At 32.7% G+C, this 16,702-nt stretch carries 14 protein-coding genes; 7 read left to right on the top strand and 7 right to left on the bottom strand.

All coding sequences use genetic code 11. The annotated features are described in order from the left end of the window. Positions 1-279: 279 nt before the first annotated feature. Positions 280-1,521: a peptidase T gene (gene pepT / locus E5167_RS14685; protein WP_136844922.1), complete on the bottom strand. Its 1,242-nt coding sequence runs from the start codon at positions 1,519-1,521 to the stop codon at positions 280-282. A gap of 112 nt (positions 1,522-1,633) precedes the next feature. Here pepT and E5167_RS14680 point away from each other — a divergent pair, with 112 nt between their 5' ends. Then, a complete protein-coding gene (locus E5167_RS14680; protein ID WP_136844921.1) occupies positions 1,634-2,677 on the top strand; it encodes a quinone-dependent dihydroorotate dehydrogenase in 1,044 nt (347 codons plus the stop codon). An 11-nt stretch (positions 2,678-2,688) separates the two neighbouring features. On the opposite strand, the gene E5167_RS14675 is transcribed toward E5167_RS14680, so the two are convergent. Continuing rightward, positions 2,689-4,623 (bottom strand): T9SS type A sorting domain-containing protein, encoded by a 1,935-nt coding sequence (locus E5167_RS14675; RefSeq protein WP_136844920.1) that lies wholly within the window; start codon positions 4,621-4,623, stop codon positions 2,689-2,691. A gap of 175 nt (positions 4,624-4,798) precedes the next feature. Between E5167_RS14675 and E5167_RS14670 the strand changes: the two genes are divergently transcribed. From E5167_RS14670 to E5167_RS14650, 5 genes are all read left to right on the top strand, one after another. Beyond that, positions 4,799-5,662: a hydroxymethylglutaryl-CoA lyase gene (locus tag E5167_RS14670; RefSeq protein ID WP_136844919.1), complete on the top strand. Its 864-nt coding sequence runs from the start codon at positions 4,799-4,801 to the stop codon at positions 5,660-5,662. Between the two features lie 106 nt (positions 5,663-5,768). Then, positions 5,769-6,932: a hypothetical protein gene (locus tag E5167_RS14665; RefSeq protein ID WP_136844918.1), complete on the top strand. Its 1,164-nt coding sequence runs from the start codon at positions 5,769-5,771 to the stop codon at positions 6,930-6,932. 84 nt (positions 6,933-7,016) lie between these two features. After that, positions 7,017-7,544: an FMN-binding protein gene (locus E5167_RS14660; protein WP_136844917.1), complete on the top strand. Its 528-nt coding sequence runs from the start codon at positions 7,017-7,019 to the stop codon at positions 7,542-7,544. Further along, positions 7,544-8,044: a hypothetical protein gene (locus E5167_RS14655; protein WP_136844916.1), complete on the top strand. Its 501-nt coding sequence runs from the start codon at positions 7,544-7,546 to the stop codon at positions 8,042-8,044. The genes E5167_RS14660 and E5167_RS14655 overlap by 1 nt, the downstream gene beginning before the upstream one ends. 61 nt (positions 8,045-8,105) lie before the next feature. Then, on the top strand, positions 8,106-8,612 hold the full coding sequence (locus tag E5167_RS14650; RefSeq protein ID WP_136844915.1) for a ferritin: 507 nt from the start codon (positions 8,106-8,108) through the stop codon (positions 8,610-8,612). A 145-nt stretch (positions 8,613-8,757) separates the two neighbouring features. Here the strand turns inward: E5167_RS14650 and E5167_RS14645 are convergent, their stop codons facing one another. Continuing rightward, complete coding sequence (locus E5167_RS14645; RefSeq protein ID WP_136844914.1) at positions 8,758-10,011, bottom strand: sterol desaturase family protein; 1,254 nt, start codon at positions 10,009-10,011, stop codon at positions 8,758-8,760. Between the two features lie 149 nt (positions 10,012-10,160). Here E5167_RS14645 and guaB point away from each other — a divergent pair, with 149 nt between their 5' ends. Continuing rightward, the gene (gene guaB, locus E5167_RS14640) at positions 10,161-11,633 is read left to right on the top strand and encodes an IMP dehydrogenase (RefSeq protein WP_136844913.1); all 1,473 of its coding nucleotides are present in this window, start codon (positions 10,161-10,163) and stop codon (positions 11,631-11,633) included. Between the two features lie 175 nt (positions 11,634-11,808). On the opposite strand, the gene E5167_RS14635 is transcribed toward guaB, so the two are convergent. The 4 genes from E5167_RS14635 to E5167_RS14620 form a co-directional block, all read right to left on the bottom strand. Further along, the gene (locus E5167_RS14635) at positions 11,809-13,077 is read right to left on the bottom strand and encodes an aminotransferase class V-fold PLP-dependent enzyme (protein ID WP_136844912.1); all 1,269 of its coding nucleotides are present in this window, start codon (positions 13,075-13,077) and stop codon (positions 11,809-11,811) included. A 176-nt stretch (positions 13,078-13,253) separates the two neighbouring features. Further along, positions 13,254-14,795, bottom strand: a complete 1,542-nt coding sequence (locus E5167_RS14630; RefSeq protein ID WP_136844911.1) for a serine hydrolase — start codon at positions 14,793-14,795, stop codon at positions 13,254-13,256. 37 nt (positions 14,796-14,832) lie between these two features. Next, positions 14,833-16,167: an alpha-L-fucosidase gene (locus tag E5167_RS14625; protein ID WP_136844910.1), complete on the bottom strand. Its 1,335-nt coding sequence runs from the start codon at positions 16,165-16,167 to the stop codon at positions 14,833-14,835. A gap of 14 nt (positions 16,168-16,181) precedes the next feature. Next, positions 16,182-16,640, bottom strand: a complete 459-nt coding sequence (locus E5167_RS14620) for an SRPBCC family protein (protein ID WP_136844909.1) — start codon at positions 16,638-16,640, stop codon at positions 16,182-16,184. Between the last annotated feature and the right edge of the window lie 62 nt (positions 16,641-16,702).

Raw genomic sequence — 16,702 nt, 5'->3', positions numbered from 1 at the left:
ACTTGCGATACTACTGCTAATTTAAAGCCCAAATTATAATCGCGCTGAGTACGCTTAACTCTTGATTGCTCTTTGTCTTTCATAATAAGTCGTTTTTGTGTCAACTTATTTCAGGACGGGACATAAATAATACAAAAAGCACAGTTTATAAACTGTGCTTTTTGTTTAAATTTTAGCTTTATTTAGTGATTGTTTTATGATTTTAGATTTTACTTAGAAACTGGTTGTTTCTTAATATCCACCCTTTATTTCGGTGAGATATATAATCACAATACATTATTAGTTATAACGTTCTTGCGTAAGTTCTACAATTTTGCAAATAACCTTGGTTGCTTTTAACATACTTTCCACTGGAACATATTCATAGCGACCATGAAAATTATGACCTCCAGCAAATATATTTGGGCAAGGTAACCCCATGTAACTAAGCTGTGAGCCGTCAGTACCACCTCTAATGGGTTTTATTAAAGGTGTAATGCCTAATTGTTTCATAGCTTCTTCGGCGATATCAACAACATGCATCACTGGTGTTACTTTTTCTTTCATGTTGTAGTACTGATCTTTAACCTCGATACTAATTATATCTTGATTATATTTTGTATTCATATCATTTGCAACCTTTTGCATCAAAGCCTTGCGTGCTTTAAATTTATCTTTATCATGGTCACGAATAATGTATTCTAATACTGTTTTTTCAACGTTACCATGTATATCATGTAAATGAAAAAATCCTTGATAGCCTTCGGTATGTTCTGGAACTTCTAATTTTGGTAGAGTATTAATGTATTCTGAAGCATAGTACATAGAGTTTATCATTTTGCCTTTGGCATAACCTGGATGTACTATTCTGCCTTTAAAAGTGACTTCTGCTTCTGCAGCATTAAAGTTTTCGTATTCCAATTCACCAACCTGACTACCATCCATAGTATAGGCCCAATCGGCTCCAAATTTGTCAACATCAAATTTATGAGCACCACGACCAATTTCTTCATCTGGTGTAAATGCAACTTTTATAGTGCCATGTTTAATTTCGGGATGTTGTATAAGGTATTCCATGGCACTCACTATTTCACAAACTCCTGCTTTATCATCAGCACCTAACAATGTTGTACCATCTGTAGTGATAAGTGTTTCACCTTTATACAATAGTAAGTCTTCAAAATAACTAGGAGAAAGAATAATGTTTTTTTCAGTATTTAAAATAATGTCTTCTCCACTATAGTTTTCTACAATTTGTGGATTGACATTTGCTCCAGTGAAATCTGGCGAGGTATCAATATGCGAAATAAAACCAATGGTTGGTACCTCATGCTCTACGTTGCTTGGCAAGGTTGCCATAATATAGGCGTTTTCATCAATACTAACATTGCTCATGCCAATAGCTTTTAATTCTTCAACTAGCTTGTTGGCTAAATCCCATTGTTTTTTTGTGCTTGGTGTAGTATTACTTTTTGGGTCGCTTTCAGTATCAATTTTTACATAGCTTAAAAAGCGATTAATAATATGTTGTTTATTTAACATTGTAGTATTGGTTTTACTCAAAAATAACCAACGGTTTTATAAGTAACAAGCTTTAAAATGTTTCTTTTTTTATGCTAAAAAATCATGTACTTTTGCAGTCAAAATCTAGATAATGTATAAATTACTGATTCGCCCTTTATTATTTTGTTTCGATCCTGAAAAAGTACATCATTTTACATTTTCCTTCATAAAAAATAGTTCTAAAATCCCTTTTGTTTCAAGTATTGTTAAAGCACTTTATACAGTTGAAGATAAATCTCTAGAACGACATTTATTTGGGTTAACGTTTAAAAACCCAGTGGGTTTAGCAGCAGGATTCGATAAAAATGCTGTATTATACAATGAATTATCAAATTTTGGTTTTGGATTTATAGAAATAGGGACTGTAACTCCTAAAGGACAAGAAGGTAATCCAAAAAAGCGATTATTTAGATTAAAAGCTGATCAAGGCATTATAAATCGAATGGGATTTAATAATGAAGGTTTAGAAGCTGCTATTACTCAATTAAAGAAAAACAAGGGAAACGTTATTATTGGTGGAAATATTGGTAAAAATACAAATACTCTTCCTGAAGATTATACTAACGATTATTTAGAGTGTTTTAACGCATTACATCCTTATGTAGATTATTTTGTGTTAAATGTAAGTTGTCCAAATGTTGGTAGTCACGCCAAACTTACTGATAAAGATTATCTAGAAGAATTAATTAGTGAAGTACAAAAAGCAAATAGAAATTTTGCAACACAAAAACCCATTTTATTAAAGATTGCTTCAGATTTAAACAATCATCAACTCGATGAAATTGTAGAGCTAGTTGCAGAAACTAAAATTGATGGCGTTATTGCTTCAAATACGTCAGTGTCTAGAGAAGGTTTAAAAACCTCGGATGATATGTTGAAAGCTATTGGCAATGGAGGATTAAGCGGACAACCAATTAAGGATAAGAGTACACAAGTCATTAAATATCTTGCAGAGATGAGTGACAAAGCATTTCCAATAATTGGTGTTGGAGGTATTCACTCGGCTAAAGATGCTTTAGAGAAGATTGAAGCAGGAGCCGATTTAGTTCAAGTTTACACAGGATTTATTTACGAAGGTCCCAAGCTTATAAAAAGCATTAATAAGGCAATATTAAAAATGAAAAAGGACTCTTAAGAGTCCCTTTTTTATTGAATTATAAATCTCTTAATTGATTTTTTGCCTTCATATTTTAAAATTAAAAAGTAAGTGCCAGAATGTAGTTTACTTACATTAACCTCTTTGCTTTTAAGTGTTCCAGATAGAACTTTTTGACCAAGTAGATTTGTTACTTCATAATTGACACGGTTTAAATTTAAAGTGCTTTTTATGTTTAGTGTTCTGTCTGTAACTGGATTAGGATATATTTTAAAACCAGACAACTCATTTTTATTAATACTTAATAAATTGGTGTTTATTCTCATATCATCTATGGCAATATCTCCATCCCAATGGCCTCCTCTTATAGCTCTAAAACGAATTTTAACAGATTGATTGTAATAGGCTGATAGGTTAATCTTTGCTAATATAAAATTATCAGTTTGTGCAGTTTGTTGTTGTCCAACAAGAGGAGTCATTACATCTAATATTTCACCTGAATCTGTTAATATATCTAGATGAAGTTCTCCTGTATTTGGACCATACATATGGTAAGCAAACTCGAGTTCAGCATTAACAGAACTAATATTGATACAAGGTGAAATATATTCGGCAACATCGCCTGTAACAGCGTATGAAGCTTCGGTATAAATAAAAGTTCCGGAGGCAGTTCCTGTTGTGTTATCTACTTCAGGGCCTGTATTAGCGGAAGGTGTACCTCCATTTGTTGCAATCCAATTATAGCCATTGCCATTAACGTCGTTAGCTACCCAGCCATCTTTGTTAGCGATATCAAAATTTTCAAAATCTTCTTCAATTGGTGTTGATTTTTGAGTTCCAATTTTAATATATTCGAAATAGGTTTTAGTTACTGAGTTTGTGCCATCAGAAACGGTTAATGTTACATCGTATATTCCAGAAGAGTAAGTATGCGATGGATTTTGTATGGTATAATCTATAATATTATCGCTATTAATATCCCATTGCCATGAAGTTGCTCCTGGGCTATTATCAGTAAAATCAACAGTTAAATTACTAGCGCAATCTTCAGGGATATTGGCAGAAAAATCTACGTTAAGAGAGGGACAAGCAAAATAATTACGTACACTTTTATAGGTTGCATAAATTCGAGCAAATTGCTGATTTGAAAAATAAATTCTACACTCTTTTCTAGAATAGGACATAATGTTATTTGGATCTGGAACAAACGTATCTCCATTGGCATCTGTTTCAATTCCTGAATAAATACAACTTGCATCAACATTTGTGTAACTTAATTTTGGATCGGCAGGTGTATCACAAATTTCATCACCATCTGTATCGCAGTTTGAACCATCAACTAGCTCAGTGGTTAGTACAGAGTTTGAAGGTCCATGAGTATGTCTTAAAGAAAAAAAGTGCCCAACTTCGTGAGGTAAAGTGCTTCCATTAGTAGCGCAATTATTAGCCATTAGAATAACATCAGCTCCACCAGGATAATAGGCATAACCACATAGACTACTTCCGCTACTATTTTCAATATAATTGGTAAAGTAAATATTTATAAGTCCGTTTACATTATTAGCTAATGTAAGTGACGCCTCATCTTCTGAGTTTTTAAAGTCGTAATAATTGTCATCATCTATATAATTAATGCCATCACATAAAAAAAACTCCATGAAGGCACTTGCATAAAAAGCGTTCATGTTATCCATAGCATCATTTAGTTCAGCTTCTGTTAAACCACCTGTCCCATCTGTTTTTCTAATAATATGAGCTTTTATTGGAACAGAATTTATAATAGAAGTACGAGATTCATTAGCAGCTAATTCATAGAACTCTTTTTCATATTTTTTTATGGTTTTTTTAGTGTTTCTCCAATATTCCTGAGACTCTGGTGTAGATAGTGTACCACATTCTAATTCAGTAGTTTGCTGAGCTTGCAAACCTGCTGTAACTAATAAGAATAATAAAGTGATAAAAAATAAAGTAGTGTTATTTTTCATTTGCAAATACCTGATTAAGTTCTAAAAATAGAAATAAAATCATCTATATAACTACAATAACGATTAAGCGACTATTTTATCGATTTAAGAAAGTTTTTTAATTAAATTTTATTGAGAAATTTAATTAAATGTCATTCCAAAAATAGTAGTATTTTTAAGGCGTATTTTAAAGAAAATGACCAAGCAGATTAAAATCATAGAATGCCCTAGAGATGCTATGCAAGGCATTAAAGCTTTTATTCCAACAGAAAAAAAAGTACAGTACATTCAATCACTACTACGAGTAGGATTTGATACTATTGATTTTGGTAGTTTTGTATCTCCAAAAGCCATTCCGCAAATGGTTGATACTGCTAAAGTTTTGTCTCAGTTAGACCTTTCTAACACAAAAAGTAAACTCCTAGCAATTATAGCAAATACCAGAGGAGCTATTGATGCAAGTAAGCATAAAGAAATTGACTATCTAGGTTATCCTTTTTCGATATCTGAAAATTTCCAAATGCGAAATACTCATAAAACAATTGCACAATCTGTAGTTACACTTCAAGAAATACTTGATATTGCAAATAAGTCTAATAAAGAGGTTGTTGCTTATTTATCTATGGGTTTTGGTAATCCTTATGGAGACCCTTGGAATGTTGATATAGTAGGTGAGTGGACCGAACGATTGAGTAATATGGGAGTTAAAATTTTATCATTAAGCGATACAATTGGTAGCTCCAATCCTGACAATATTTCTTATTTGTTTTCTAATTTAATTCCTAGTTATCCTGATATAGAATTTGGTGCGCATCTGCATACCACTCCTTCTACTTGGTTTGAAAAAGTAAATGCCGCTTATCTTGCAGGTTGCACAAGATTTGATGGTGCCATTCAAGGTTTTGGAGGGTGCCCTATGGCAAAAGATGAACTTACAGGCAATATGCCAACCGAAAAATTATTGTCTTATTTTACATCTAAAAAAGATAATAATTTAAATGCACTTAGTTTTGAAAGTGCTTATAACGAGGCTACTAAGATCTTTACTAAATACCATTAATAAATTTATTTAAATTTATTCTAAATAACATTTGTTTTTTTACTTTTCAGTATTACTTTTGCATCTGAATTTAATACCTATTTGTAATAAGTCTAAATAAAAACAAATGAAAAAAGCTGTCTTATCAATAGCAATTCTTGTATCTAGTTTTGGATACGCTCAAACAGTTAGTCAAAATGCAAGTACTACAAATAATCAACAACAAAATGCTGCACAAAACATTTTAAATGGTAATGGTTCGCAGGGAATTACTGTTGGTGGTTATGCAGAAGTTGACTATAACCAACCAGAAGGTGTAAATGGTAAAATGGATGTGCATAGATTAGTGATGCTATTTGGTTATAAATTTAATGACAAAGTGCAATTTGTTACAGAAATTGAATACGAGCACGTTAAAGAAGTTTATATAGAACAAGCTTTTTTAAATTATAGTATGAACGATAATTTTAATATACGCGGAGGTTTAATGTTGGTACCTATGGGAATTGTAAATGAGTACCACGAACCAACAACTTTTAATGGTGTTGAAAGACCGAGTATGGATAAAAGTATTGTGCCAACTACGTGGAGAGAAATAGGAGTTGGTGTTACTGGAAAGTTTGATGAAGCCAGTTTGCGTTACCAAGCCTATATTTTTAATGGTTTTGCATCAGTAAACGGAACCAAAGTTTTAGGAGGTGCTAACGGATTACGAAATGGTCGCCAAAAAGGAGCCGAATCGACTATTAATACACCAAATTTCTCAGCTAAGTTAGATTATTATGGTATTCAAGGACTGCGTTTAGGATTATCAGGATATTTTGGTAGAACACAAGCAACTGACGATGTTCAGGAGATGGATGGGTCTGACATAGGAGTATCTATGTTTGGTTTAGATGCACGTTATATTAATAGACGTTTTTCTGCTAGAGGACAATACATACATGCATTAATAAAAAATGCTGATGATTATAACGATTTATATACAGCAGATTTAGGATCAGAACTTAGAGGATGGTATGCCGAAGCTGCCTATAATTTATTACCACTTAGAAAAGAGCAAAAACTAGATGCTTTTGTAAGATATGAGAAATACGATACACATGCTGCAACAGCCGACGCAAATATTACACGTAACTTAGGTTATAATAGAAATGAGTGGACAACTGGTTTAAGTTACCATATAGCGTCAGGAGCAGTAGTAAAAGCCGATTATCAAATTTTTGATAACGCAATACAAGGAAACGATGCCAAAGGGCAATTAAACATTGGCTTTGGTGTTTGGTTCTAGTAATTTAATTGGTTAATTTTTATCAAATAGTTAAGGTTGATTTTTAATCTTAACTATTTGGTATTTTAAGTAATACGTAAAAAAATGAATTTTAAATATATACTGATTTCAATTTTTAGTTTGGTGTTGGTGGTTTCTAATCTTCCTAAAAACATTCAAAAAAAAGTTGATAAGCAGATTAAAGAAGTTTATAGTATAGAAGCACACAAGTTAATACCTGTGACATTTGATAAATCTATTACTGATGCTTTACCAAGTAAGTTTGAAGACAACAGCTTATTTAAAATATTGAGTAATAATAATGTTGTTGGTTTTGCTTATGTTTCAAAAGCACCAAGTAAAACTGATGAGTTTGATTATTTAGTACTTTTTGATAATGATTTCATTATCAAAAAATCAAAAGTGTTAATTTATAGAGAAGATTATGGGAATGAAATAGGTAGTAAGCGTTGGTTAAAACAACTGGTTGGTAAAACGCTAAACGATAAACTTATTTATGGAGATAATATTGCAGCAATTTCTGGCGCAACAATTTCGGTTAAGTCTATGACTAATGCTGTAAATAATTTATTAAAGTCTATAAAGATCCTTCATCAAAAAGAATTATTGTAATGCAGCTAAACGGATTAATTTATACAGTTCCTAAAGAAATTAAATTATTAATAGGTGCATTTATAATTGTGCTCAGTATTGGTTTTTATACTGGATTACTATTTGTAGGAGAAACATCGTCAGCAAATCCAAATGGTATTGAAGAACAATATTTGGGAAACGAAAGTGATGAAAACGCTGAGGTTATGAAATTTAAAAAAAGCGAAAAGGAAATGCTTACGTTGGTGCATAATCATATTTTGTCAATGTCTATTATTTTCTTTTTAGTAGGTGGTATTTTAAGTACCACACAACTTGGAAAAAAGTTAAAATTATTTTTGATTCTTGAACCATTTATATCTGTGATTCTTACGTTTGGAGGACTTTACTTTTTATGGAAAGGTATTTTATGGGTGAAATACATAGTGATGTTTTCAGGTGTATTAATGACGCTTACGTTCACGGTTGCTATTATAATAATTTTATATCAACTTTTTAAACAAAACAACGTTAGTAAATAGTTTAAATTCATTTACAATTAAAAGGAAGTTTAAGTATCTTTATGGATGTAAAATTTATGGTATGAATCAAGTAATAGAACAATTATTAAACGATCAAGTAAAGTTTGAGGCAAAGGCTTCAATGCAATATTTAGCCATGGCCTCTTGGGCAGATGCTAAAGGTTATAATGGTGTGGCCGATTTTTTTTATTCACAATCGGAAGAAGAACGTGTACACATGATTAAATTAGTAAAGTTTATTAACGAACGAAGTGGAAATGCCATTGTTCCAAACCTTGAAAAGCCTAAAGCAGATTACAAATCTTTAAACGAATTGTTTGAATTGTTTCTTGAAAGTGAAATGTTTGTAACACAAAAAATCAACCACATTATTTTTGAATGCCTAGAGCATAAAGATTATAACGTACATAATTTTATGCAGTGGTATGTTACAGAGCAATTAGAAGAAGAAGCAGTTGCTAGAACTTTACTCGATAAATTAAATATTATTGGAGAAGATAAATCTGGACACTATTTATTTGATAGGGATATTAATACCATTGCACAAGCAAATAAAAACACTGCTTAACCGTTATGCCTAATCCCAGTAGTTGTGCATCACCAGTGTTTATAATGACACCTTGTGTTGTTAATGGTTGTGGTGATGTAAAAAAGAAATGCTGTAAAAAGTTTAAGAAAAAGGGTAAAACTAATTGTAAGCGTTGTCCTAAGCGTTAGGGTTTTTTAATAAACTGTTTTGATGCAAAGTAAATAGCTCCAAAAATAGTACTTACAAAGTATAAGGCAACTATATAGTTTCCAAAGTAACTATATGCATCTAACCCAAACCAACTTCCTGTTCTATATAGTACAAATAATCCTAAGCAACTAAAAACAATTTCTATTACCCAGGCAAATTTCATTTTATCCATTATTGAGGTATAGCCATAGATGCCTATAAAAACAATTAATCCGTAAAGCAACAGATTGTTAAACTCAATATTAGCATAATTATAAAACATAAATAGCATAAGTAAGGTTGTGGCCACTAACTGGGAAATAGACCACCAAATTAAAAACCTTGACGGGTTGGTATTATATTTTTTTAGTGAATAAGGTTCGGTTACAGTTGTAATAGGAAATTTTTTAGCGACATCTTTTGGTCTCCAACCTGTTGGCATAAACCAAATACGCAATTTATCAAGCCAGTTGTTAGTTCTCCAAGCGTCTTTAATAAGTCGCCAAATATGTTGAAAATTAATGAGTATAGGATTCCAAGTATGCGCAGGTTTTAAAACGCCATACACTGGAGGAACATCGTCTAATTCTTCTTGAAACGTACCAAATAGTCTATCCCAAACACAAAAAATAGCAGCTAAATTTTTGTCTATATATTCTTCATTAATGGCATGATGCACACGGTGTTGTGATGGTGTAACAATAATGTATTCAAACACACCTAATTTCCCTATATGTTTGGTATGATACCAAAATTGCGCAAATAAATGTATGGGAGCTAATAATACGATTACCTTATGAGGAACTCCAATCAAAGCGGCTGGAATTAATAAAATAGGGAAGTAGCCTAAAAGGTTAGAAATAGATTGTCTTAAAGCACATGCTAAATTAAACTCTTCACTACTGTGATGTATGACGTGTTGATTCCAAAAAAAGTTAATTTTATGACTCAATCTATGATTCCAATAACTAGCAAAATCAATTGCTATAAAAGCAATAACGTACACTAGCCATGTAGCTTCAATTTTAAATAGAGCTAAATGTTCTAACAAGTATGGATAAGAAATAATTATTATAACCAATCCTAAAGAATCTTTAATAATATTTGTTAAACCAGAACTCAAGCTAGAAATAGTATCCATAACATTATGCGTTTGATTCTTTATAAAATAGCCATAAGCTATTTCAACTAAAACTAATACAATAAAGAAAGGAATTGCATATAATAAGGCATTTGCGTAGGCTTCCATATATAAAATTAAAGACTAAAATTAACTATTTCGTATCACATTAAAAAAATCTGTTTGTTTAGGACGTTGCAAATAGATACTTTAATAAAATACATTCACAATAAATGAAATAAAAAGTGTAAATTTGCACGCAATTAAAAGCTAAAGCAATGATTGCACATCAAAACAAAATTGTTGGAGAAGGTCTTACTTATGACGACGTACTCTTGGTTCCAGCATATTCCGAAATTTTACCACGCGAGGTTAGTATTCAATCAAAATTTACCAGGAACATTACTATAAATGTACCTATTATATCTGCTGCAATGGACACGGTTACCGAAAGCAGAATGGCCATAGCCATGGCTCGTGAGGGAGGAATAGGTGTGTTACATAAAAACATGACTATTGAGGAGCAAGCTGCTAAAGTACGTAAGGTAAAACGTGCCGAAAGCGGAATGATTATAGATCCTGTAACCTTGCCTCTAACAGCAAATGTGTTGGATGCTAAGCAATTTATGAAAGAGTATAGTATTGGAGGTATTCCAATTGTTGATGAAGATGGAATACTAAAAGGTATTGTAACTAATCGTGATTTACGTTTTGAACACAACAATGACAGACCAATAGTTGAGGTAATGACAGGTGAGAACTTGGTAACAGCTTCTGTTGGAACTTCGCTAAAAGATGCTGAAATCATTTTACAAAAAAATAAAATTGAAAAGCTTTTAATTGTTGACGATAATTATAAACTAGAAGGCTTAATAACCTTTAGAGATATTACTAAAGTAACACAAAAACCAATAGCTAATAAGGATAGTTATGGTCGTTTACGTGTTGCTGCGGCTATAGGCGTAACAGGTGATGCGGTTGATAGAGCTGCTGCGTTGGTAAAAGCAGGTGTTGACGCTGTAATAATCGATACAGCCCATGGACACACCAAAGGTGTTGTAAATGTGTTAAAAGAAGTAAAAGCAAGTTTCCCTAAACTAGAAGTTATAGTTGGAAACATAGCAACAGCCGAAGCTGCTAAATATTTAGTGGAAGCTGGAGCAGATGCTGTAAAAGTTGGTATTGGTCCAGGGTCTATTTGTACTACTAGAGTGGTTGCAGGTGTTGGTTTTCCACAATTTTCAGCAGTACTAGAAGTAGCTGCTGCTTTAAAGGGTAGTGGTGTGCCAGTAATTGCAGATGGAGGTATTCGTTATACAGGCGATATCCCAAAAGCTATTGCTGCTGGAGCCGATTGTGTGATGTTGGGATCGTTATTAGCAGGAACACAAGAATCTCCAGGAGAGACCATTATTTACGAAGGCAGAAAGTTTAAGTCTTATAGAGGAATGGGTTCTGTGGAAGCCATGAAACAAGGCAGTAAAGACCGTTATTTCCAAGATGTAGAAGACGATATTAAAAAACTAGTACCAGAAGGCATTGTTGGTCGTGTACCTTATAAAGGAGAACTGTATGAAAGCATTCACCAATTTGTTGGAGGTTTACGTGCAGGAATGGGTTACTGCGGTGCTATAGATATCGCTTCGCTTCAAGACAAAGGTAAGTTTGTGAAAATTACAGCCGCTGGAATTGGTGAAAGTCATCCGCATAACGTAACGATTACTAAGGAAGCTCCTAATTATTCGAGGTAATAATTCCTGTGGAAACAGGAATCTTATTTATATTGATTTAACAGCACCTTTGGTGCTGTTTTTTTTTTTTTTTTTTTTTTTGAATTTCGTTTAATGTTAAGATAAATTCAGTTTCAATTGAAGTTTATCGACTGTTAAACGAAGTTAGGTGTTTTTTCTTACAAAGTCAAATGGATTAGCTTGCAATGGCTTCCAAAGCATCCACTAAATAATCAATATCTTTTTTGGTAATAAATATGGCGAAGGAAATACGTACGCCATTTAAGCCATAGCTGCTCATTGGTCGTGTATCGATACCATAATCGTTACTCAATTTGTTTTTTACATCACGTACATTTTTACTAACAACTTCTAATGTTTGAATCGCACACGACAATCCATCATGTTCGGGTGTTTTTAATTTAAACTTTGGGTTGTTTTTTACTTTGTTTCTAAAGTAATGTTTTAACTCGTAGGAGCGTTTCGATATTTTTTCTTTTCCAATACTATTTATAAAATCAACAGCACTACCAAAACCCAATAATTCTGGTAAGTTTCTGGTGTTGTAATTCTCTAAACGTCTTATACTTTTATCGGTATGTCCATTAGCAACAATTAGTGGTTTTAGGTGATGCTGACTTTCTTTCTTAGCATAAAACATAGCAATACCTTTAGGGGCAAATAACCATTTGTGGGCGCTAACGGTATAAAAATCACAGCCCAAATCTTTTAAGTTAATATCGAACATGCCTGCGGCTTGTGCGCCATCAACAGCAACTAGAATGCCTTTTTTATGTGCCATTTCTGAGACTTCTTTTACAGGCAATATCATACCATTGGTATTGACTACATGGCACATCGATATAATTTTGGTACGAGGAGTAATGGCATCTTCATATACTTTTACAATATCTTCAACTTTTTCTGGAAGTATTGGAATTACAGGGCGAACTAATTTTATACCTCGTTCTTCTTGCCAAACGGTAAAAGGAACAACACTACTTTTGTGTTCGTGATCTATTAAAATTACTTCATCACCTTCTTTGAGATTAAAACTTCTAGCGATGAGGTTCATACCTTCGGTAGTATTGTGCGTTAAGGCAATTTCTTCTTTATCTACAGAGAATAAATCGGCTACTTTTTGTCGTACATCTTCCTTTTCATTATACCAACCTCCCCACATATATTTTGATGGAAATGCATCTAATGTTGCTCTAAATTCATTCGTTGCTTTTTGTACAGCTATTGGACAGGATCCTAACGATCCATTATTAAAATACCGTAAATTTGGTGCAAACTTGAACTGCGCCTTTATGTTTTCCCAAAAGGCTTCACTATTATCATTTTCATCAAACGAGTATAAAGGATAATCTATATCACTTAGTTTATATGAAGACAGCAAAACAGTTCCTGCAACACCTGTAAAAAGCTGCTTTACAAAATTTCTACGATATAGTTTTTTCATTTAAGAAGTTTTTAAAAGACCTTATTAAATATAGTAATGTTTCATTTTAAAAGTGTCACTTCGAGTGAAATTCTGAAAAGAATTTAGTATCTAGAAGTGAATTTATGTCTAAAATATTTCTGTTTTCGATACACTAAATCATAGATTTAGCACTCAAACTGACGAAATATTTTAGGCTAGTTGGATTTAATCTTCTTTGGTTTAATTTCTTCAAAAAAGAAATCATCATTAGGGACATCAAAATTAAAACCAGTTACTTTTAAATTATTATCAGTATTAATTTTTATAGTACCAAAACTAAACCAAGCATGAGGGTGATCCCAGTTAATTTTCCACACATCGTAATGCCAATGTGTTAAGGTAGCAGATAATAATGGTGAATGTGAAAATTGAAGTTTTAGTTCATTATTTTTTTCTACGATACTTATTTTGCCATAAATATCTGCATAATAATTTCCAACAAAATCTTTTGGTTGTACAGATGGTTTAGTACTTAGAACACGACTATTAACTCTATCAGAAATGCGAGTATCATTTTTAGCGTTTCTATTAGTATTGGTTAAATAATCGGTTGACCAATCTTTACCGTTTTCAACACCTAAAAATTTATCCAACGCATAATAGGTTGCAGCCATAATAGGGCTTTTTGGTCCATTGGTTAATACAACTACACCCAAATTTTCATCAGGTATTAGGGTCACAGCGGTAATCATACCATCGTAACCTCCAGTGTGTCCAACTTTTAATCGGCCATGATAATCGCTCAATCCCCAACCTAGACCATAGGCATTGAAATGTTGATTGAAATCATTTTTGGTGGTGTGGTCTATATAATGATTGTTATGAGGTGTCCACACCATATTTCTAGTTCTTTTAGACAACAACGTGTCTTTTTCATGAATACCATTATTTAAATTAAAAATCATCCATTTTGAAATATCTGACACACTTGAAATCAAACCACCAGTAGCAGCGACATTATCCCATTTTGCCCAAGGAATAGGATAGTTTTTATCATCTTTTCTCGCATGAGGCGTGGCATAGTTTCCTTTTTTTTCTAAATCATAAACAGATGCAATTGTGCGAGTCATACCTAAAGGATTTAAAATGCGTTCTTGTACATTTTCTGCCCAACTTTTTCCAGTAACTTTCTCTATAATTTCACCAGCAGTTATAAACATTAGGTTAGAATAGCCATAACCAGCTCTAAAATCGTAAGCTTGTGGCACATGTTTTATACGCTTAATAATGTCTTCGGCAGGAAGATTGGATTTATACCAAATGTTATCACCACTAAAAGTACCCAAACCAACACGATGACTTAGAATATCTCTAATAGTTACATTATTGCTCACCCAAGTATCATATACTTCAAAATATGGTAAATATTTTACTACTTTATCGTTCCAGTTGAGTTTGCCTTCTTGTACTAACATACCAATCATTGCTGAGGTGAATGCTTTAGAGTTAGATGCAATGGCATATAGAGTATGCTCATTAGGTTTTTGATTGGTACCTACTTCCATGGTGCCATAATTTCCTGTAAAAATGAGTTTACCATCTTTTACAATGCCAATGGTAGCACTTGGAACATCCCAATCTTTCACCATTTTTTCATAGTAAGTGTCAAGTGCTTTTAAGTCAACATTTGTTTGTTGTGCTTGTATTTCAGAAGTAAAAAGAATACAAATTGCAATGAGGGAAAGAATACGTTTCATTATTTATTAATTGTTTTTATTTATTATTTCAAGGTAATTAATTATCTTCTATAGTATGGCCAGCTTCACGATATAAATCAATTTTACCATCTAAAAGTACAGCAATTACAGTCACGTCTTTATCTTGTACATGCTCTGGTAAATCAATGTATAGCAAACCAGGAACATTACTCCAATACTGTTTTCCAACAACCTTATGTTCTAGTTTAGTCCCATTGCCAACTACCCAAATCCTGTTGACCTTATTTTTTAATCCTTTAATGAGTAATGAGCCATTTGGATTGTTATCGACATAAAGATATAGGATATTGCCTTCTTTATTTAAGGCTGTATAACCATTAAAATGCCCATGAGGAATTCCAGCACGAGTACCATAAATGGCAGTTTTGTGTTTGTTGGTCCAACGCCCTAAATCTTTTAAAATAGTCACTTGTTCACCTGGAATAGTACCATCTGGTTTTGGCGCAATATCTAAGAGTAAATTTCCTCCCATACTAATGCAATCCACTAAAATTCTAATAATTTGATTGGAGGTTTTATAAGCGGTATCATTAGGTTGGTATCCCCAAGAATTATTCATGGTCATGCATAATTCCCAAAACTCACTTTTTGGTTTAGATACTGGAATACCTTGTTCTGGTGTGGCGTAATCGCCATAGCCTTGAAGCCTCGAATTAATAATGGTGTGTGGTGTTTTACTGAGTAATAAATCTCTAATCTCTTTTGCTTTCCATGTTTCGGCGCTTTGTTCCCAATCGCCATCAAACCAATATAAATCTGGGTTGAATTTGGTAAGTTCTTCTAACTGACTAAAATTAAATTTGGTGAAACGATTCCATTTTAAGCTATCGTTTTCATAACGTTTTTTATCCCTTGTAAAGTTTGGGTAATCGTCGTGTGACCAATCTAGCAGTGAGTAATACAGACCTAATTTAAGACCTTCGTTTCTAACAGCTTCAGCAAAAGGTTTTATAAGGTCACGCATAGCTTTGGTTTTATCTACAACATTCAAATCACTATGTTTAGTATCCCATAATGCAACACCATCGTGGTGCTTGGTTGTAATTACAGCGTATTTTGCACCACTTTCTTTAATGAGTTTAGCCCAATGCTCTGGATTGTATTTCTTGGCTGTAAAGCCCTTTAACTGCTTCATGTATTCGTTATACGGAATATAACCATTGTAGAAGGACCACGATTCGTCAATGCCATTAACGCTATAAATTCCCCAATGTATAAAAATACCAAGTTTAGCATCTTTAAACCAAGCTAGACGTTCTTCTTTTTGGATTTCAGTAGTTTGAGAATAACAAGCAATGGAAAAACTTAAAATAGATATTAAGATAAATATCTTTTTGATAGAATGATTCATATTAAAATTACAGTTCATTTTTCTTCTGCAACAGAAACACCTTTTTCGACAAAATTTTTGAAATCTATCATGTATTGCTTAGACTGTTTTTTAAACGCTCCAGGCATTAAAAACACCATGACTTTCATCATGAAGCTAGATGGCTGAAATTCGCAATTGGATATCCATTTGGTATTCCCTTCAGAGGTTTCTTCAAAATAGTTTTCTTGAATGTTGTGCATACCTTTTGCAGTGTAAGTACCATTAAATTCGTTTGGTAGGTTGCGTTTGGTGATAGTTTCAATGAGTGTTAAGTTACGTTTCCCCATTTTGTAGTTTAATCGCATTTTTGCGCCAACTTCACCAGGAGTACCTGAAATATGCTCGCTAGAAGCTAAACCCTTTTGCCAATGCTTCATATTATCTACATTATCCAATTTTTTTATGACTTCATTTCGGGGTTTCTCTATTGTAACTTCTACTGAATATTTCATTTTTATAAAGTTTATGCTTTTAAAGATAGACTACATTTTTTATAAATAAAAATAATATAGTT

The sequence above is a fragment of the Pontimicrobium aquaticum genome, from assembly GCF_005047595.1.
In the GTDB taxonomy this organism is placed as follows: domain Bacteria; phylum Bacteroidota; class Bacteroidia; order Flavobacteriales; family Flavobacteriaceae; genus Pontimicrobium; species Pontimicrobium aquaticum.
Note: the sequence above shows the minus strand (reverse complement) of the source record. Positions and strands in the feature narration are given on the sequence as shown.

Coding starts and splice junctions, on each gene's coding strand:
- pepT (WP_136844922.1), bottom strand. CDS start 1,521: ATGTTAAATAAACAACATATTATTAATCGCTTTTTAAGCTATGTAAAA.
- E5167_RS14680 (WP_136844921.1), top strand. CDS start 1,634: ATGTATAAATTACTGATTCGCCCTTTATTATTTTGTTTCGATCCTGAA.
- E5167_RS14675 (WP_136844920.1), bottom strand. CDS start 4,623: ATGAAAAATAACACTACTTTATTTTTTATCACTTTATTATTCTTATTA.
- E5167_RS14670 (WP_136844919.1), top strand. CDS start 4,799: ATGACCAAGCAGATTAAAATCATAGAATGCCCTAGAGATGCTATGCAA.
- E5167_RS14665 (WP_136844918.1), top strand. CDS start 5,769: ATGAAAAAAGCTGTCTTATCAATAGCAATTCTTGTATCTAGTTTTGGA.
- E5167_RS14660 (WP_136844917.1), top strand. CDS start 7,017: ATGAATTTTAAATATATACTGATTTCAATTTTTAGTTTGGTGTTGGTG.
- E5167_RS14655 (WP_136844916.1), top strand. CDS start 7,544: ATGCAGCTAAACGGATTAATTTATACAGTTCCTAAAGAAATTAAATTA.
- E5167_RS14650 (WP_136844915.1), top strand. CDS start 8,106: ATGAATCAAGTAATAGAACAATTATTAAACGATCAAGTAAAGTTTGAG.
- E5167_RS14645 (WP_136844914.1), bottom strand. CDS start 10,011: ATGGAAGCCTACGCAAATGCCTTATTATATGCAATTCCTTTCTTTATT.
- guaB (WP_136844913.1), top strand. CDS start 10,161: ATGATTGCACATCAAAACAAAATTGTTGGAGAAGGTCTTACTTATGAC.
- E5167_RS14635 (WP_136844912.1), bottom strand. CDS start 13,077: ATGAAAAAACTATATCGTAGAAATTTTGTAAAGCAGCTTTTTACAGGT.
- E5167_RS14630 (WP_136844911.1), bottom strand. CDS start 14,795: ATGAAACGTATTCTTTCCCTCATTGCAATTTGTATTCTTTTTACTTCT.
- E5167_RS14625 (WP_136844910.1), bottom strand. CDS start 16,167: ATGAATCATTCTATCAAAAAGATATTTATCTTAATATCTATTTTAAGT.
- E5167_RS14620 (WP_136844909.1), bottom strand. CDS start 16,640: ATGAAATATTCAGTAGAAGTTACAATAGAGAAACCCCGAAATGAAGTC.